At 72.6% G+C, this 14,907-nt stretch carries 15 protein-coding genes; 7 read left to right on the forward strand and 8 right to left on the reverse strand.

The features are described from left to right. Window positions 1–48 precede the first annotated feature (48 nt). The gene (locus tag MXD60_RS11025) at window positions 49–948 is read right to left on the reverse strand and encodes a helix-turn-helix transcriptional regulator (protein WP_248818926.1); all 900 of its coding nucleotides are present in this window, start codon (window positions 946–948) and stop codon (window positions 49–51) included. A gap of 346 nt (window positions 949–1,294) precedes the next feature. Here MXD60_RS11025 and MXD60_RS30305 point away from each other — a divergent pair, with 346 nt between their 5' ends. After that, complete coding sequence (locus MXD60_RS30305; protein WP_518467733.1) at window positions 1,295–1,585, forward strand: FDXHR family putative zinc-binding protein; 291 nt, start codon at window positions 1,295–1,297, stop codon at window positions 1,583–1,585. A 217-nt stretch (window positions 1,586–1,802) separates the two neighbouring features. Then, window positions 1,803–2,402 carry a hypothetical protein gene (locus MXD60_RS11030; protein WP_248818927.1) on the forward strand — a complete coding sequence of 200 codons (600 nt, stop codon included), beginning with the start codon at window positions 1,803–1,805 and terminating at the stop codon, window positions 2,400–2,402. Between the two features lie 63 nt (window positions 2,403–2,465). Here the strand turns inward: MXD60_RS11030 and MXD60_RS11035 are convergent, their stop codons facing one another. The 4 genes from MXD60_RS11035 to MXD60_RS11050 all read right to left on the reverse strand — a co-directional run bounded on the left by MXD60_RS11035 (window position 2,466) and on the right by MXD60_RS11050 (window position 6,660). Next, entirely contained in the window at window positions 2,466–2,900 is a 435-nt protein-coding gene (locus tag MXD60_RS11035; RefSeq protein ID WP_248818928.1) for a DUF3817 domain-containing protein, read from the reverse strand. Next, window positions 2,900–3,472: a hypothetical protein gene (locus tag MXD60_RS11040; protein ID WP_248818929.1), complete on the reverse strand. Its 573-nt coding sequence runs from the start codon at window positions 3,470–3,472 to the stop codon at window positions 2,900–2,902. The genes MXD60_RS11035 and MXD60_RS11040 overlap by 1 nt, the downstream gene beginning before the upstream one ends. Window positions 3,473–3,906: 434 nt before the next feature. After that, window positions 3,907–5,901: a hypothetical protein gene (locus MXD60_RS11045; RefSeq protein ID WP_248818930.1), complete on the reverse strand. Its 1,995-nt coding sequence runs from the start codon at window positions 5,899–5,901 to the stop codon at window positions 3,907–3,909. Further along, entirely contained in the window at window positions 5,902–6,660 is a 759-nt protein-coding gene (locus tag MXD60_RS11050) for a SigE family RNA polymerase sigma factor (RefSeq protein ID WP_248818931.1), read from the reverse strand. Window positions 6,661–7,194: 534 nt separating this feature from the next. Here MXD60_RS11050 and MXD60_RS11055 point away from each other — a divergent pair. From MXD60_RS11055 to MXD60_RS11070, 4 genes are all read left to right on the forward strand, one after another. Next, window positions 7,195–7,434, forward strand: a complete 240-nt coding sequence (locus tag MXD60_RS11055; protein WP_248818932.1) for a hypothetical protein — start codon at window positions 7,195–7,197, stop codon at window positions 7,432–7,434. A gap of 49 nt (window positions 7,435–7,483) precedes the next feature. Continuing rightward, window positions 7,484–8,128, forward strand: coding sequence for a nitroreductase family protein (locus MXD60_RS11060; protein WP_248818984.1), 645 nt, complete (start codon window positions 7,484–7,486; stop codon window positions 8,126–8,128). Between the two features lie 86 nt (window positions 8,129–8,214). After that, window positions 8,215–9,192: a zinc-binding dehydrogenase gene (locus tag MXD60_RS11065; RefSeq protein ID WP_308222437.1), complete on the forward strand. Its 978-nt coding sequence runs from the start codon at window positions 8,215–8,217 to the stop codon at window positions 9,190–9,192. 114 nt (window positions 9,193–9,306) lie between these two features. Beyond that, window positions 9,307–9,873: a bacterial proteasome activator family protein gene (locus MXD60_RS11070; RefSeq protein ID WP_248818934.1), complete on the forward strand. Its 567-nt coding sequence runs from the start codon at window positions 9,307–9,309 to the stop codon at window positions 9,871–9,873. A 45-nt stretch (window positions 9,874–9,918) separates the two neighbouring features. On the opposite strand, the gene MXD60_RS11075 is transcribed toward MXD60_RS11070, so the two are convergent. The 3 genes from MXD60_RS11075 to MXD60_RS11085 form a co-directional block, all read right to left on the reverse strand. Continuing rightward, the gene (locus MXD60_RS11075) at window positions 9,919–11,358 is read right to left on the reverse strand and encodes a metallopeptidase TldD-related protein (RefSeq protein WP_518467758.1); all 1,440 of its coding nucleotides are present in this window, start codon (window positions 11,356–11,358) and stop codon (window positions 9,919–9,921) included. Window positions 11,359–11,363: 5 nt separating this feature from the next. Continuing rightward, a complete protein-coding gene (locus MXD60_RS11080; RefSeq protein ID WP_248818936.1) occupies window positions 11,364–12,935 on the reverse strand; it encodes a TldD/PmbA family protein in 1,572 nt (523 codons plus the stop codon). A 136-nt stretch (window positions 12,936–13,071) separates the two neighbouring features. After that, complete coding sequence (locus tag MXD60_RS11085) at window positions 13,072–13,620, reverse strand: hypothetical protein (protein WP_248818937.1); 549 nt, start codon at window positions 13,618–13,620, stop codon at window positions 13,072–13,074. 1,034 nt (window positions 13,621–14,654) lie between these two features. Between MXD60_RS11085 and MXD60_RS11090 the strand changes: the two genes are divergently transcribed. Next, entirely contained in the window at window positions 14,655–14,867 is a 213-nt protein-coding gene (locus tag MXD60_RS11090; RefSeq protein WP_248818938.1) for a hypothetical protein, read from the forward strand. Window positions 14,868–14,907 lie beyond the last annotated feature (40 nt).

Raw genomic sequence — 14,907 nt, forward strand, 5'->3', positions numbered from 1 at the left:
GTCAGACCGGGAGCGCCGTCCTGTCGACGACGGCTGCGAGGCAGAGGCTTACTCATGCTTCATGACTCGCAACGGTAGGGCGCGGGCGGTCTGCTGGTCGGCGGGCAGGAACATTTCGAGCGCCAGTTCCGAGACGGTCACGTCCATCGGGGTGTTGAACGTCGTCATGGTGGAGACGAACGACAGCAGCTGGCCGTGGACGAGGATGTGCAGGGGCAGCGCCAGCGCGGTCGGTGCCGGCGGGTCGGCCGGTGACAGGTCCGTAGTCGGATCGTTGTCAGTCGGATCGTTGTCGGTCTGATCGTTGTCGCGGGCGGAGTCCGGGACGGGATAGGCGGCGACCTCCTCGTAGAGGGCGCGCAGTGCGGACGGTGCCCGCGGAATCATGTTCCGGTGCATCCGCTCCAGCAGGTGAGCCCGCCATTGCGGCAGATTCACGATGCGCGGGGCGAGGCCGTGCGGATGCAGCGCGAGGCGCATCACGTTGATCGGTGGTCGGAGCAGTTCCGGTGCGACACCGTCGAGCAGCGCGAGCACCGGGTCATTGGTCATCAGCACGTCGAACTGCCCGTCGAGCACCAGTGCCGGGTTCGGCGCGCAGGCGTCGAGCAGGCGGACAAGCCCGTCGCGCACGGCGGCCATCGCCGGGTCGGCCAGGGGGGTCTCCGGATAGGCCGGTGCGTAGCCCGCGGCGACCAGCAGTGTGTTGCGGTCCCGGATGGGAACGTCGAGATGTTCGGCGAGTCGCAGGACCATCGCCCGGCTGGGTGTCGACCGTCCGGTCTCGACGAAGCTCAGATGGCGGGCGGAGCTGTCCGCCCGAAGGGCTAGCTCAAGCTGACTAAGCCGGCGTCGTTGACGCCACTGCCGCAACAGCGGGCCCACGCCCGTCCGGGTGTCCCCGTTCGGCGTTGCGAGCGAGCGGTTTTCGGTGGCGGAACCCGTCATACGGGTGACCGTAGCCAGTCTGGCTGGTGCAGGTCGTTCCGTCGTTCGTCAACAGGTGTCTGTGTGTTCATTAGTTGTGTCGCCTGTGTTCAATGATGTGCGCCACGGAGGGCTTGCACTGCCAGCCGGAAAGGTTGCGCAAGATGCCCGGACTGGGCGAAATGGCCCCGACTCGACCGCCCCCTGGGGCCTCGGCGCTGGACAAACACCCGGAAGACTCGACGACCGGTTGCGTGACGCTTGTGCAGGTCTGCGACAGGATGACCGGGTGCCTCCCCGTCGGTCGACATCCCCTCGCGCGATCCCGGCCGCCGTCTCTTCGCCCCGGCGTCCCCGCGCGATATCCGTGACCCTCCACCCTGATTCCGATCAGGCCAGCCATCAGGCGTCGTTGCCCATCCAGGTTTCGCGCCGCCGGCAACCCGCAGCCGGAGTTCATCTGCCCGTCACGGCCAGTTGTTCTGGCTGTGACGAACGGTGGACCGATCCGGCCACGACCCATTGCCGATCGTGCCATCAGAGCTGGCCGACGGTGGAGGGTTTCGACGATCATCTGATCGACTGCCCGGCGCATCCCGTCATCGCCGCCCGCGCGATGAAGCGGGAAGGCGCGAGATCCGGCGTGGGCGTCAGATGACGGTCAACTGACCCGTTAGCCGCGAGGCCTTGTCCTCGCGGCGAAACTCCGCGGACGGACCTTTCGCGGCCCGTCTGGTTCATTCCACGTGACCGCGGGGTCGCGGGGTCGCGGAGCTGTTACGTTCCGGCGCTGGAGGACTCCCCTCGGCCGCCCTCGACGCGTCTGTCTGCCGCGTGCCGGGCACGGCGAGCGGGGCTCAGAGACGGAGGCGCCGATGACTGTCTGCGGGCTCGCCCGACTGGACGGTGCCGACGTACGGCGCGCGGCGCTGACCGCGATGCTGGCCGCGTCGGCCCGCGGGCTACCGGCCGCGCGCGGGGTGCATCTCGACGGGGTGTTCGGCGCGGTCACGGCGGCGGACACCGACGACGACCCGACTCCACCGGTCGCCGTGGACGAGGCCGGCCTCGTCGTGATCGCCGATCTGGAACCGCTGCCCGTCGGCCCGCGGCGATCGCCGCCGGTCGCCCACCGGATCGCCGAGCGGGCCGCGCGGCGCGGCGCGGCGGCCCAGACGATCACGGTGGTGTGGGAACCGACGCGGTGCCGGCTGCTCCTTGCCCGGCCGAGCGCCACCCGCTCCGAACTGATCACCTGGACGGACGGGCGGGTGTTCGTCTTCGGCACCGAGCTCGACCAGATCCGGGCTGCCGGTCTGGCGGTCGGCGGAACCCGCCGGTCCCCGCCGCGATGGCTCGCCCGCGGCGAGGTCCTGACGGTGCGGGTGCCCGCCCGGCGACGGCCGCAACGACTCGTGGTGGTGCCCCCACGGGCCAGCGCCGCCTCGGCCCGCGACGCCGCCCCCTGCCAGTAAGCCCGGACCGGCGATCGACCTGACGCGCGGACCAGGCCGCCCCACGAACCCGCTGGCGGGCGGTCAGCGGGCGGTCGCCCCCGCGGATCCCCCGGCGGCGGTGCCGGGCCGGACCGGGGCGGCGGCGCCCGCCGGGGGCGTCAGGAACTGGCCGCGGATCTGGCCGCTGACCCAGCGCTCCGCCACGAACGACAGGAACGGGATGGTGCCGGCAAGCATGACCAGGACCATCCGCGGCAGTGGCATGCGCGTGCGGCTGGCCAGGTCGAAGGTGGCGGCCAGGTAGACGACGTACAGCACGCCGTGGACCGGGCCGACCGCGGCGACGACGGCGCTGTTGCCGCCGGCGTACTTCAGCGGCAGGCCGATGCAGACCAGGACGATCAGTCCCACGCCGACGACGTAGGCGATGACGCGGTACCGCAGGAGGGCGGCGCGGATCGCCGGTGCGGCGGAGCGTCCTCCGGCGGTGCGGGAGGGGGCGGGCAGATCCGTCATCAGCGGACTCCGTTGATGTGCTTCGGGGTTCCGGCCCCGCCCGGGCGCTCAGCCCGAGCCGGATCGTCAACCTGGTTCGGATGGTCGAGCTGGTCGAGCTGGTCGAGGGGGGAGATCTGCCGCTGGTCGGGCCGGCGGGCGTTCTCGAGCTGTGCGGGGGTGAGCTGGCGCAGGGCATCGCGCAACGCGTCGCGCTCGTACAGCGCGGCGAGGTAGCGGTTGTAGGCGTCGACCTCCTCGTCCGGCTCGGAGGAGTCGCCCGCGGTCAGCATTCTGGGACCGCCGGAATCCGGCTGCCAGGCCGTCTCGGGAGCGATCCGGCCGCCGACCCCCCACTGCGGGGCGTTCGGGTCCTTCGGCGCCAGGTCTTCCTTCATCATCTTGACCCACCAGAAGACGACGAAGGCGGCGAAGATCGGCCACTCGACCCCGTAGAAGAGGTTCTGCAGGGTGCCCTGGGCGGACTCGCCCTTGGACAGCTGCCAGATCCCCATCCGGATGAACACGGCGATCAGGGCGAGCGCGAGCAGATGACGCGCGATCCACGAGGGTGCAAACAACAGCCGGCGCACGCCCTCGACGCTACCTCTCGGGTTCCCCTCGGCGTGCGGGCCGGTGCGTTCCCTGGCTGGTAGGTCACATCGTCGACGGTCCACGTGGCCGGCTGGATGACCGGGGCTGGCCAGCCTTGGCCGGACCGGCCAGCCCCGGGATCGCGGTGCGGCCCGTCCGCCCGGCTGGGGGGGGTTAGCCGGGACGGCCGAGCCGGAATGCCCGCCGGACCTCCTGGCGCGGGGGCCGGAGGAGCATTCACCAGGACAGTCGTCCGTGGGGCCCGTTTGGTTGCCGTGGTCGACAAGATTTTTCATTTTTTTTCGTGACCTGTTCTATCCACAGGCCATCCCAATAAAGGGGTAGAGACGTTGTGTGCGGCGTCATGGCGGCCTGTCCCGGACAGTTCTCGCGGCCAGCCGGCCGCTTCAGGCCATCCCATGGCTCGGACGGGTCAGCGCAGGACGACCGCCGCGAGCGTCCAAGGCGCCGATCCCACCCCGGCGATCGACACCGTGGTCGCACCGATGCCGGCCGGCAGGGTGAGCGTGATCAGGGCGTCGGAGGAGCCGTCGGCCAGCGGTGCGGGCAGCGACACGACGAAGGAGCGGGAGTCCTTGACAGAGCCCACTGTGATCCGCGCCTGCCCCGATGGCGAACCCAGGTAGATCTGCAGCTCGCGGGAGCCCAGCACGTACGTCGACACCGTCGCCGAGCCGCGCACCGACAGCCGGCCGGTCTGGTTGACGCCGAACGGTGCCGGGAACCCGCCGATCCAGTCGAAACCGGAGGCCGAGCTGACGGGGGTGCCGACCACGAGGGTCTTCAGCAGCGGGATCGGCAGCGCCGCCCGAGCCTGAACACCCTCCCAGCCGGAACCGAACAGCACCCAGTCCGCGGCAGCGGCGGGAAGTTGGACGCGCGAACCGGCCGGGAACCGGGCGGTCGTCGCCGTGTAGATGCCGGTCTGCTCCGGGGTCGGAGCGCGCTCCACCCCGGCGGCCGGGGCTGCGGGATGCGAGGCGCCAGCGGGTCGGGAGCCGGACGTCCCTGGCGCGGTCGAGGACTTCGTGGGCGGAGCCGGCGATCGGTCGGACACGCCGTCACCCGGGGGGATGGCAGGCGTGGCCGAGGGGGTCGTGGGCAGGCGGGTCGGGGTGCCGGTGGTCGAGGTCCAGGACGACGCGCTCGGATGGGGCGGGGCGGTGACCGTGCTGGTCGAGGGATCGAGCGAGTTCGATCCCGGCATGCCGAACAGCGCCAGGGCCGAAGCCGTCGTCAGGCCCAGGACCGCGCCGACCGCGCCGACGAGCCCCCGCCGTCGCCCGCGCATCTTCGGCCGGGACGCGGCGGGCTCCGACCGGCGGCTCGGACGGCGACCGCGGTGCCGCGACCGACGCCCGCCGCCGGGTGTGTAGAGCGGCGCCGGGCTGTCAGGCGCCCGCAGGTGGAGGTCGGAGCCGGCGGCCCGGTGGTCCAGGGCCGCCTCCGTCGGGACGGCGAGACCATCCGGCGCGGCGACGAGGCCAGGGCCGGCGGGGGAAATCACGGCGGTCCGGGCCGCGGTGGCGGCGAGGCGGTCGGGCGTGGCCCCGTCGCCGGCAGCCAGCGGAACAGCCGGCTCGTCCTGACCGTCCTGGCCGTCGTGGTCGTCGTCGTACTGGTCGTACTGGTCGTACTGGTCGGGGTGGTCGTCAGGAGGGAACCGCACCGCCTGCAGGAGCCGCCCGCCCCGGGCCATCGGATCGGCGGGACTCGTCGAGCCGTCGAAGTCGGACTCGGAGTCCGACCGGTCGGCTACCCGGATCCGACCGAGCCCGGTCGGCCGGTCGATCACCACGCCGGCCGGATCATCGCCGTCGTCGAGGTCGATCGGGCGGGCGTGGCGCGCCGCGACGACGGCCGCGAGTTCCGGTCGGTTGCGGGTTGAGGGGCCCACCGCGGGGCCCTCGGTGCCGTCGTACGGGGTGAACACGGTCGGGGCGGGGAACGGTCCGAGGTAGGGGCCGTGGCCGGTCGCGGCGGCGATCCGCCGCCGGATCTGGTCCGAATCGGGCCGGTGCAGGCTCATCTCGGTGCCGAGTAGACCGCGCAACTCCGCCGGGAAGGGCGCGGCGGCGGCGTCGCGACCGTCACGGCTGGCGTCCAGGACGCGGCCATGACGCCCGCCGTCCGCGCCTCGTCGCCCCGCGACAGCGCCAAGGCGCCGTCCGGATCCCGCCGCGCCAGGCGGCTCCGGCCCAAACTCCTCCTCGTGTCGCGGCCCGGTGCCCCGGAACCAGGAGTTCCCGTCCCGGGCCGGGCCGGGCGCGCTGCCGTCAGCGGGTGGCGTTTCGGACGCGGGGCCGGCGACGGGGAACACGTCGGCGTGTCGGGCGTCGGAGGGCGCGTGTGCTCCGGCCGGCAGCCGCTGGTCGGAGCCTTCGAACTCCGACGTGCCCGGGGCCATCTAGATCTCGCCGACCCGCCACAGCGGCCCCCGCGGGCGGGCGAACGTGGACAGACCGGGGCCGCCGGGCTGGCCACCCTCCTGCACACCACCGGGGCGCGGCGGGTCGGGCCGCGCAGCGCTCACCACCCGGGAGGCCTCCGGGCGGCTCGTCGAGCCGCCGCGGGCAACACCGCGGTTCACGGTCACGCCCGGGGTCACCTCCTCCGTCGTCGTCTCGGCCGGCGACAGCGCACCGCCCTTGAGGATCCGCTCCAGATCGGCGACGCCGCGAGCAGTCTGGCTTTTTACGGTGCCGATGGAGATCCCCAGCGTGCGAGCTACCTCACCCTCGGAGAGGTCGAAGGCGTACCGCAGCACCACGCAGGCCCGTTTCCCCGGCGGCAGCGCCATCAGCGCGGTCCGCAGGTCCACGACCGCCGGCACGTCGGGCACCGGTGCGGACCGCTCGGCCCGTTGGCCGAGGGCAAGCAGCCCACGTCGTTCGCGCACCACCTTGCGGACGCGGTCGGCCGCGAGGTTGGCGACGATGCGGCGTACATAGGCCAGCGGCAGGTCCGCCGCGCGCACGCGGTCCCAGTGCGTCCAGGCCGCGGTGAGCGCGTCGGCGGTGATGTCGTCGGCGGCGTCGTGATCCCCGATCAGCAGGTAGGCGAAGCGACTGAGCTCTCGATGGTGTCGTTCGAAGAAGGCACGGAACTCCGCCTGTCTGTGGGGATGTTCGTGTTCGTCGTCGCTCGCGACCGCTTCCACTGGCACGCTCCCCGGGCGCGTCCAGGCCGGCGCATCCCCGTAGCCGGCCAGACAGTCGATGCTGTGGTGGTCTGTTGCTGATTGCAGAGAACCATGAGTTCAGGGTGATGTGCGACTGACGCTAGCGGTTGTACCTAGTGTTGGGAGTGGCCCTTCGGTGGTGATCGATGGCCACACCGTAAACACGGTGAGACGGACGTGGTGTCTCGAACCGTCCGCAACCAGCGTGGCGATCGTCGAGCCCGCCGCCGCCGGCCGGAACGTCCAGGTCAGGCCGCTGGCAGGCCCGAACGGTCGAGCGGGGTCGGGCAGGGTCGGTGCGCTGCCCGACCTCCGCGGGAAACCATCTCGTCTTCCAGGTCGATGCAGGGATGTCATGACCCCCGCCGTGGTGCCCCCGGTGGGATGGCGGTTGACCAGGTTGATCCGGGGCTCGAACCGCCGGTGCGGGGCGTCGGCGGCGCTGCGCGGGTCGCCGCGACGGCGTGGGATGCTGGGACGATGTTTCCGCGGCGCTGTCTGCCGGGTACGGCGGGTCCTATGTCCAGCCCGTTCCCCCCGTCCAACCCGCAGGGTGCGCGCGCGGAGGCATCCGCGGGAATCCGTCCGCACCGCCCGGACTCCCCGCCGCCGCCCCTCGACCCCGACGCGCCGATCCCGGACGATCCGGGGCCGCTGCTACCCGACACGCCCGATCTGCCGCCGGCCCCGCACGAGCCGTCGCCCTACACCGAACCCGCACCGGACGCGCCGGCGGAACCGGAACCCGAGCCCGTCTGAGCCGGCGGGTCGGGCGAGCCGGACGGCAGCCGTGACGAAGGAGTCCACCGTGGCCCAGCTTGGCCTCACGTCCGACGAACTGCTGACCACCACCCGCAGCGTGCGCCGCCGGCTCGACCTCGACCGCCTGGTCGAGCCGGAGATCATCGAGGACTGCCTCCGGATCGCGCTGCAGGCCCCGTCCGGCTCCAACGCGCAGGGTTGGCACTGGATCGTGGTGACCGATCCGACGCTGCGCGCCGGGATCGCCGAGTGCTACCGGCGCGCGGCGCTGCCCTACCTCGACTCCCGGGCGGCCGAGCCGGGGTCCGCGGACGGCGAGAGCGCGGCCGCCCACCAGCGGGTCACCGACTCGGCCCGCTATCTCACCGACAACCTGCACCGGGTGCCCGTGCTCGTGCTGGGCTGCCTGGCCGGGGACGTCGAGCAGATCCCGCCCGCCTACCAGGCCGGGTTCTGGGGTTCGCTGTTCCCGGCGGCCTGGAGCTTCATGCTCGCGCTGCGCGCGCGGGGCCTGGGCAGCGCCTGGACGACCCTGCACCTGCAGTACGCCGCCGAGGTCGCCGAGCTGCTCGGCATCCCGGCGGGGTACAGCCAGGGGGTTCTGCTGCCCGTCGCCTACACGAAGGGGACGGATTTCCGTCCCGCCAGGCGGGAGCCGCTGGAGACGGTCCTGCACCGCGACCGCTGGTAGCCCGCCAGGCCCGTGCCGCGACGGGGGCCTCGGCGGCGGTGCCGGCGGCTCCGCGGAGATAGCGTGGACGGGTGCGCGCGGTGACGGTGTCGGCCCCTGGCGGGCCTGAGGTCATGTCCTGGACGACCGTGGCGGATCCGCCCCCGCCCGGGCCCGGCGAGGTCGCGCTCGACGTGGCCGCCACCGCGGTCAACCGGGCTGACCTGCTTCAGCGTCAGGGGTTCTACCCGCCGCCGCCCGGCGCTTCGGAGATTCTCGGGATGGAGTGCGCCGGTACGGTCGCCGCCGTCGGGCCCGGGGTCATCGGACTGGAGCCCGGCGCGCGGGTGTGCGCGTTGCTCAGCGGCGGGGGGTACGCGTCCAGGGTGAACGTGCCCGCGGTCCAGGTGCTGCCGATTCCGGCGGGGATTGATCTCGTCGAGGCGGCGGCCCTGCCCGAGGTCGCCTGCACGGTGCATTCCACTGTCTTCGGCGTCGGCGGCCTGCGCGACGGCGAGGTCTTCTGCGTGCACGGTGGCGCGTCGGGCATCGGCACGTTCGCCATCCAGGCCGTCCGCGCGCTGCGGCCGGCCGCGGTCATCGCCACCACGGCGGGCTCCCCGGCGAAGCTCGCCCGGGTTCGCGAGCTCGGCGCCGACATCGCCGTGTCCTATCGGGACGAGGACTTCGTCGAGGTCATCCGCGCGGCCACCGACGGGCATGGCGCGGACGTGATCCTCGACATCATGGGAGCCGCCTACCTGCCCCGCAACGTCGAGCTGCTGGCCGTCGGCGGCCGGCTCGTCGTCATCGGCATGCAGGGCGGCGTGAAGGGCGAGCTCAATCTCGCGACCCTGCTCGGCAGGCGGGCCTCGGTGCACGCGGCGTCGCTGCGGGCCCGGCCGCTCGCCGAGAAGGCCGCGATCGTCGCGGCGGTGCGTGCCGAGGTGTGGCCGGCGATCGAGCGCGGTGCGATCCGGCCGGTGATCGACCGGATCCTGCCGATCACCGACGTGGTCGCGGCCCATCAGCACCTCGCTGACCTCGGCCACGTCGGCAAGGTGATCCTGACCGTGCCGGCCTGACCGTCACCGCCGGCCTGACCGTCGCCGTGGCGGGGCCTGACTGCCGCGGTGCCGGGCTGAACGGTTGCCGAAGCGGTGCCGTGCGTCGGCGGCGGAGGGGGCAGGATAGGAGTCATGACGGATCAACCGGAACCTCGCGTCGTGGTCGTCGGACCGGACGGCGCGCTGCACGAGGCCGTGCAGGCGCCCGGCCATCTCGACGGGACGGGCCTGCCGAGCGCCGAGGCGGGCGCGACGGCGGCCGGCGACGGTAATCCCATCGCCGATCTCGTCTCCCAGCCCGACAAGGTGATGCGTATCGGCACCATGATCAAGCAGTTGTTGGAGGAGGTTCGCGCGGCGCCGCTGGACGAGGCCAGCCGGGTCCGGTTGCGGGAGATCCACCGAAGCTCGATCCGTGAGCTCTCCGAGGGGCTGGCGCCGGAGCTGCGCGCCGAGCTGGACCGGCTGTCGTTGCCGCTCGACGAGCAGAGCATCCCGTCCGACGCCGAGCTGCGGATCGCCCAGGCGCAGCTCGTCGGCTGGCTGGAGGGCCTGTTCCACGGCCTGCAGACCGCGCTGCTCGCGCAGCAGATGGCCGCCCGCGCGCAGCTCGAGGAAATGCGCCGCCGGGCCCTGCCGAGCGGTCAGGGCCAGCAGCAGCCCGGCGGCGAGACGTTCGGCCGCGGCGCCTACCTCTGAATCCACCCGTGAGGCCACCCGCCGACGGCAGGGGACCCCGCGGGATCAGTTCGCCGGGCTGACCGAGCTCATGTTGAAGTCGGCGACCCGCATCGGTGGCATCCGGGCGAGCGTGAACCAGTCCGCCCACTCCCGGGGCATCGTGCGGATCGTCGCGCCGATCTCGCTGGTGCGGCCGAGCAGGTCCACCGGGGACTCGTTGAACCGGAAGTTGTTCACCGCCCCGGTGACCTCCCCGTGCTCGACCAGATAGACGCCGTCGCGGGTCAGCCCGGTCAGCAGCAGCACCTCCGGGTCGACCTCGCGGATGTACCAGAGGCTGGTCAGCAGCAGCCCGCGCGAGGTCGAGGCGATCATGTCCTCGAGCGACGCGGTGCCGCCGCCGTCGAGAATCAGATTGTCGACCATCGGGGTGACCGGGCCGCCCGCCGAGCGTGCCGACGCGCGGGTCTGCACGAGCGCCGCGAGCCGGCCGTCGTGGATCCAGTCGGTGGCGCCGAGCGCCAGGCCGTTGTCGAACACACTCGACGTCGACGACGAGGCGGCGGCGGTCACGAACGGGGTCGAGGCCAGCTCGGCGTCCCTGGGATCGCTCGCCAGGCGGAGCCCCGTTGGCCCGAGGGCCTCGCCGAGGCGGGTACCGCCGCCGGCCCGACTGAACACCGTGCGGCCCTCGGCGGCGTCCCGGCCGGCGGCGGACCAGTAGAGGTTCACCATCAGGTCGGCCACCGCGGACGGCGGCAGCAGCGTCTCGTAGCGTCCGGCCGGCAGGTCGACGGACCGCTCGCACCAGACCAGCCGGGACCGCAGCAGCGCGTCCGTGGCCGCGACATCCACGTCCGTGAAGTCCCGGGTGGACTGCCCGTGCCACACCGATCCGCCGGGGACCCCGCTCTTCGCGTTCCACTCGACGCTGCCGGTGGGCTGGCTGTGCCGCAGTCGCAGCCCGGTCGACGTACCCAGCCACGTGGTGGTGACCGTGTGCTCGGCGAAGCCGAACATGCGCCGGCTCTCGGCGCGCGCCGCCGCGAACGCCTCCGCGAGATCACCGGCGAACGCGGTGAACACCGAGGTGCTGGTGCGGACCGCCGGGTCGGTGAAGGCGCCCTCGCTGGCGGATCCGCCGGCGGTCGCCGGTCCCAGCAGGTCGGCGAAGTCCTCGGCGTCCGCCGCCTCCCGGGCGGCCTCCTCAGCGGCGCGGACGAGCCCGGCCAGGCCGTCGGCGCCGCCCGGCGCGTCGATCGTCGAGGCCGACCGGACCCCGAACGACCGCCCGAGGACGCTGACGACCGTCACCGACCGGTCGCGGCTCGACCCGTTCGTGGTCAGGGTGTTGTTGGCCCAGCGCAGGTTCACCGTGCTGGTCTCGGTGGCGATCACCACGCAGCCGTCGGCCCGGGACAGCGCGAGCGCCCGCTCGACGATCTCGGGTGCGGACGCCGGCACGGAGCCGGCCCGGTCGGCGTGCGGCTCGGTTCCGGTCATCTGGCTCATCGGCCGGCCTCCCGCCGGGTGTTGAGGACGTTGACGCCGCGGAACAGCGCCGACGGGCAGCCGTGGCTGACCGCGGCGACCTGGCCGGGCTGCCCCTTGCCACAGTTGAACGCGCCGCCGAGCACGTAGGTCCCGGGGCCGCCGACGGCCTCGAGGGAGCCCCAGAAGTCCGTCGTCGTCGCCTGGTAGGCCACGTCCCGGAGCTGGCCGACCACGCGGCCGTGGCGGATCTCGTAGAAGCGCTGCCCGGTGAACTGGAAGTTGTACCGCTGCATGTCGATCGACCAGCTCTTGTCGCCGACGACGTAGATGCCGCGGTCGACCCGACTGATCAGCTCCTCGGTCGACGGGCCGCCCGGCGCCGGCAGCAGCGACACGTTCGCCATCCGCTGGATCGGGACGTGGCCGGGGGAGTCGGCGAAGGCGCAGCCGTTGGACCGCTCCGCGCGGAGCACGGCCGCGTTGCGGGCCGCCATCGAGCGGTCGAGCTGGTAGCCGACGAGCGTCCCGTCGCGGACGATGTCGAACCGCCGGGTCTGCACACCCTCGTCGTCGTAGCCGATCGTGGCCAGACCGTGCAGGGCCGTGCGGTCGCCGGTGACCGTCATCGTCGGTGAGCCGTAGCGCAACGTCCCGAGCTGGTCGAGGGTGGCGAACGAGGTGCCGGCGTACGCCGCCTCGTAGCCGAGCGCCCGGTCGAGCTCGGTGGCGTGGCCGACGGACTCGTGGATCGTGAGCCACAGGTTCGACGGGTCGATGACGAGGTCGTAGGGCCCGGGCTGCACCGAGGCCGCCTTCGACTTCTCGACCAGCAGACCGGGGATCAGGTCGATCTCGCCGTCCCAGTCCCAGCAGCCGGCCGCCGGGCCGGCCACCATCCACTCCCAGCCCCGGCCGACCGGTGGGGCGATCGTGCGCATCGACTCGAAGCCACCGCCCGGGTCCACCCGGGTCGCCTCGATCTGGCAGAGCACCCGGACCCGCTGCTGGGTCGTCGTCGTGCCGGTGAGGTCCGCGTAGTACTTGTTCTCCCGCACGGCGTCGAACCTGCCCTCGACGTGATCGACCTCGGGCGCGGCGAAGAGGGTTCGGCACAGCCCGCCGACCCGCTCGATACGGTCGCGCGCGTCGACGTCGAACGGGTCGGCGGCGTACGCCGACACCCAGACGACGTCGCCGTGCGCCGGCTCCGGGGCGAGCTCGACGGGCTCGGAGTTCAAGGGCGCCGCGACCCGCGCCATCTCGACGGCCTCCCGGGCCAGCCGGACCGCCTCGTCGGTGGTCAGGTCGACGCCGGCGGCGAAGCCCCAGGCGCCGCCATGCACGACGCGCACGGCGAGGCCGACGGTCGCGCCCTCGTGCCGGCTCTCCAGGGAGGCGTCCCGGAAGGACAGCGACGACTCGCGAAACCGTTCGATGCGGATGTCCGCATGGGAGACGCCGAGGTCGCGGGCGGTCTGCAGGGCCGCGTCGGTGAGGGCGGAGCGGGGCAGCGCGAGGAACTCGGCGTCGACCTCGTGCGCCGGCAGTCCGGACGAGGCCGGTTCCAGATGGACGGGGGTGGCCATGCACCTATCCTGGCCCGTGCCGACGACCAGAGGGCGCAGACCCGCCCTGCCGGGGTCGTGGTGTTTCGCCCGCGTTGCTGCCGTCGGCCGCGGCACAACCCGGCCTCTCCCGCCGCCGAACCGGGGTGCTGACCGGTCAGCGCCACCGTTGCTCCGGGCCGAGGCCGCCGGGGTCGTCCGGCTCACCCTGACCCACCGGCTCGGGTCCCGGCGCCGCTCGGCCAGATCCCGACGCCAGCCGGGTCCAGCCGTCGAGCAGCATCCAGCGCCGCTCGGCCTCGCGGACCGCGGCGGCGAGGGGGTCGGGACAGTCGGTCTGGCAGGTGCCGACGAGCAGGTCGGACGCCGCGGTGAAGGCATCGACGAACCAGTCCGTGGCCGGTGCTCGCAGGTCGACCCGGGCCGGCCGGCCCGGCCTGGGAACGGCGGCGGCGAGGAAGTCGCGCAGCAGGACGGACATCCGGTCGGACAGCGAGTCGAAGGGGACATGATCGAACGTCGTCCCGCGGTCCGGGTCCTGGCCGGCGGCTGGAAGGTGGGACCGACGGCGCCCGGGGCCGCGGGCGAGCGCCTGGGCCGTCACCATCGTCGCCGCGACCGTCGCCACGGTCACGGCCAGCGGCCACGACGGCAGCGTCCCGAGGATGGCGGTGCCGTCCAGCGCGGTGGGGGCGAGCGCGCTCACCGGCGCGGTCGGCGTAGAACGGTCATGCCTGGGCCCGCGGTGGCTGGCATCTGCGCGCGGCTCGTGGCCGGGACGGGCCGTGACGGTCGCTGGACGGTTGGGCGCATGCGACCTTCCCATCTGACGGCGGGTCACCGGGCGTTCGGGCGGCTTGTCACAGCCTGGTCCGACGCGGCTCGGCAGTCGTGGGGCAGGCGGGACACGGACGCTCGGGCCGGCGGTCTTCCGGCGTGCTCGGCGTCGCAGCGGGTCAGGGGGACGGGCGGTCAGGAGGGACGGGTGGCCTTCCCAATCATCCGGCGCGATGCGCTGAATCTCAAGGAAATACTGGAATATTCCCAGCCTGGGGTTGGCGGGCGGGTCGGGACCTCGCGGGTTCCCGGCGGGTGGCCGACGCGTCACATGATGCGTGGGCGAGCGGGAAGGCGTCCATGTCCAGGCCGATGGCGCGACGGGGTTGCGGGGGGTTGGTCCCGCTGTCCCCGGCCCGGCCGCCGGGCTCCGGACCCGGGGTTCGACGGCCGGCTGTGCGCGGCCCGCGACCGGCCATGGCGACCACGAGGTTTCAAGGAAGGGGCCGCCCGCGGAAGCATCGCAGGAACATGTGGGCACAAATATTCACAATATAACTCTATGTAGTGACTCGAGAAGGCTCAATTCGCTGAGGGTCCGTTCTCGCTCCGTTGCGACCGGGCTGGCACTGGTAGCCGGCTGACCTCACGCTTCGGGGGGTTGGGTAGTATTTACCGCACTCTGCACGGCCCGATTCCCTCGGAGCGCTTAAATCTCTAGGTAGTTACGTGAGCACCTAGAGTGCCAGTGATATTCATCGGCAGAGGGTCTGGCCGGGATACCTGTGACTCAGAGTAACTGTTTTTGGCCGGGCCGATAGGCAAATTGATGTTATGCGGCGAATCGCGCGAATATTCTGGTTCGCGGCGATCGAGGAGAGTCACCGACGCGCGACGTCCCGATCCAGACGGGAGGTCTGGATCTCTAGGATGGTGCGCAACGGTGCGGAAAGGACAGGAGCCATGCAGCTCGTCCCGATCGCCGGCGCAACGTGCGCCAGCGCGAACTGCCCGACGGTGTACGTGAACGACGAGGACCAGGACATCTTCGTCCAGGGATACAGCGTCCCGGACCAGCGGCTCCCGGCCGGTCCGATGCCGCCCGGCGAGGCGCTGGTGCGCATTCCCCGCGAGGTGTTCCTGGCCGCCGCGCGGGACCTGCCCGCGAGGGCGTGACGGCAGGGCACCCCCCCGCCGGTCGGGCCGGCGGTCGAGA

The sequence above is a fragment of the Frankia sp. AgB32 genome, assembly GCF_023243045.1.
GTDB lineage: Bacteria > Actinomycetota > Actinomycetes > Frankiales > Frankiaceae > Frankia.

Bases quoted from the DNA above. Each gene is read 5' to 3' on its own strand.
- MXD60_RS11025 (WP_248818926.1), bottom strand. From the start codon at position 948: ATGACGGGTTCCGCCACCGAAAACCGCTCGCTCGCAACGCCGAACGGG.
- MXD60_RS11030 (WP_248818927.1), top strand. From the start codon at position 1,803: ATGACTGTCTGCGGGCTCGCCCGACTGGACGGTGCCGACGTACGGCGC.
- MXD60_RS11035 (WP_248818928.1), bottom strand. From the start codon at position 2,900: ATGACGGATCTGCCCGCCCCCTCCCGCACCGCCGGAGGACGCTCCGCC.
- MXD60_RS11045 (WP_248818930.1), bottom strand. From the start codon at position 5,901: ATGGCCCCGGGCACGTCGGAGTTCGAAGGCTCCGACCAGCGGCTGCCG.
- MXD60_RS11055 (WP_248818932.1), top strand. From the start codon at position 7,195: ATGTCCAGCCCGTTCCCCCCGTCCAACCCGCAGGGTGCGCGCGCGGAG.
- MXD60_RS11070 (WP_248818934.1), top strand. From the start codon at position 9,307: ATGACGGATCAACCGGAACCTCGCGTCGTGGTCGTCGGACCGGACGGC.
- MXD60_RS11075 (WP_518467758.1), bottom strand. From the start codon at position 11,358: ATGACCGGAACCGAGCCGCACGCCGACCGGGCCGGCTCCGTGCCGGCG.
- MXD60_RS11080 (WP_248818936.1), bottom strand. From the start codon at position 12,935: ATGGCCACCCCCGTCCATCTGGAACCGGCCTCGTCCGGACTGCCGGCG.
- MXD60_RS11090 (WP_248818938.1), top strand. From the start codon at position 14,655: ATGCAGCTCGTCCCGATCGCCGGCGCAACGTGCGCCAGCGCGAACTGC.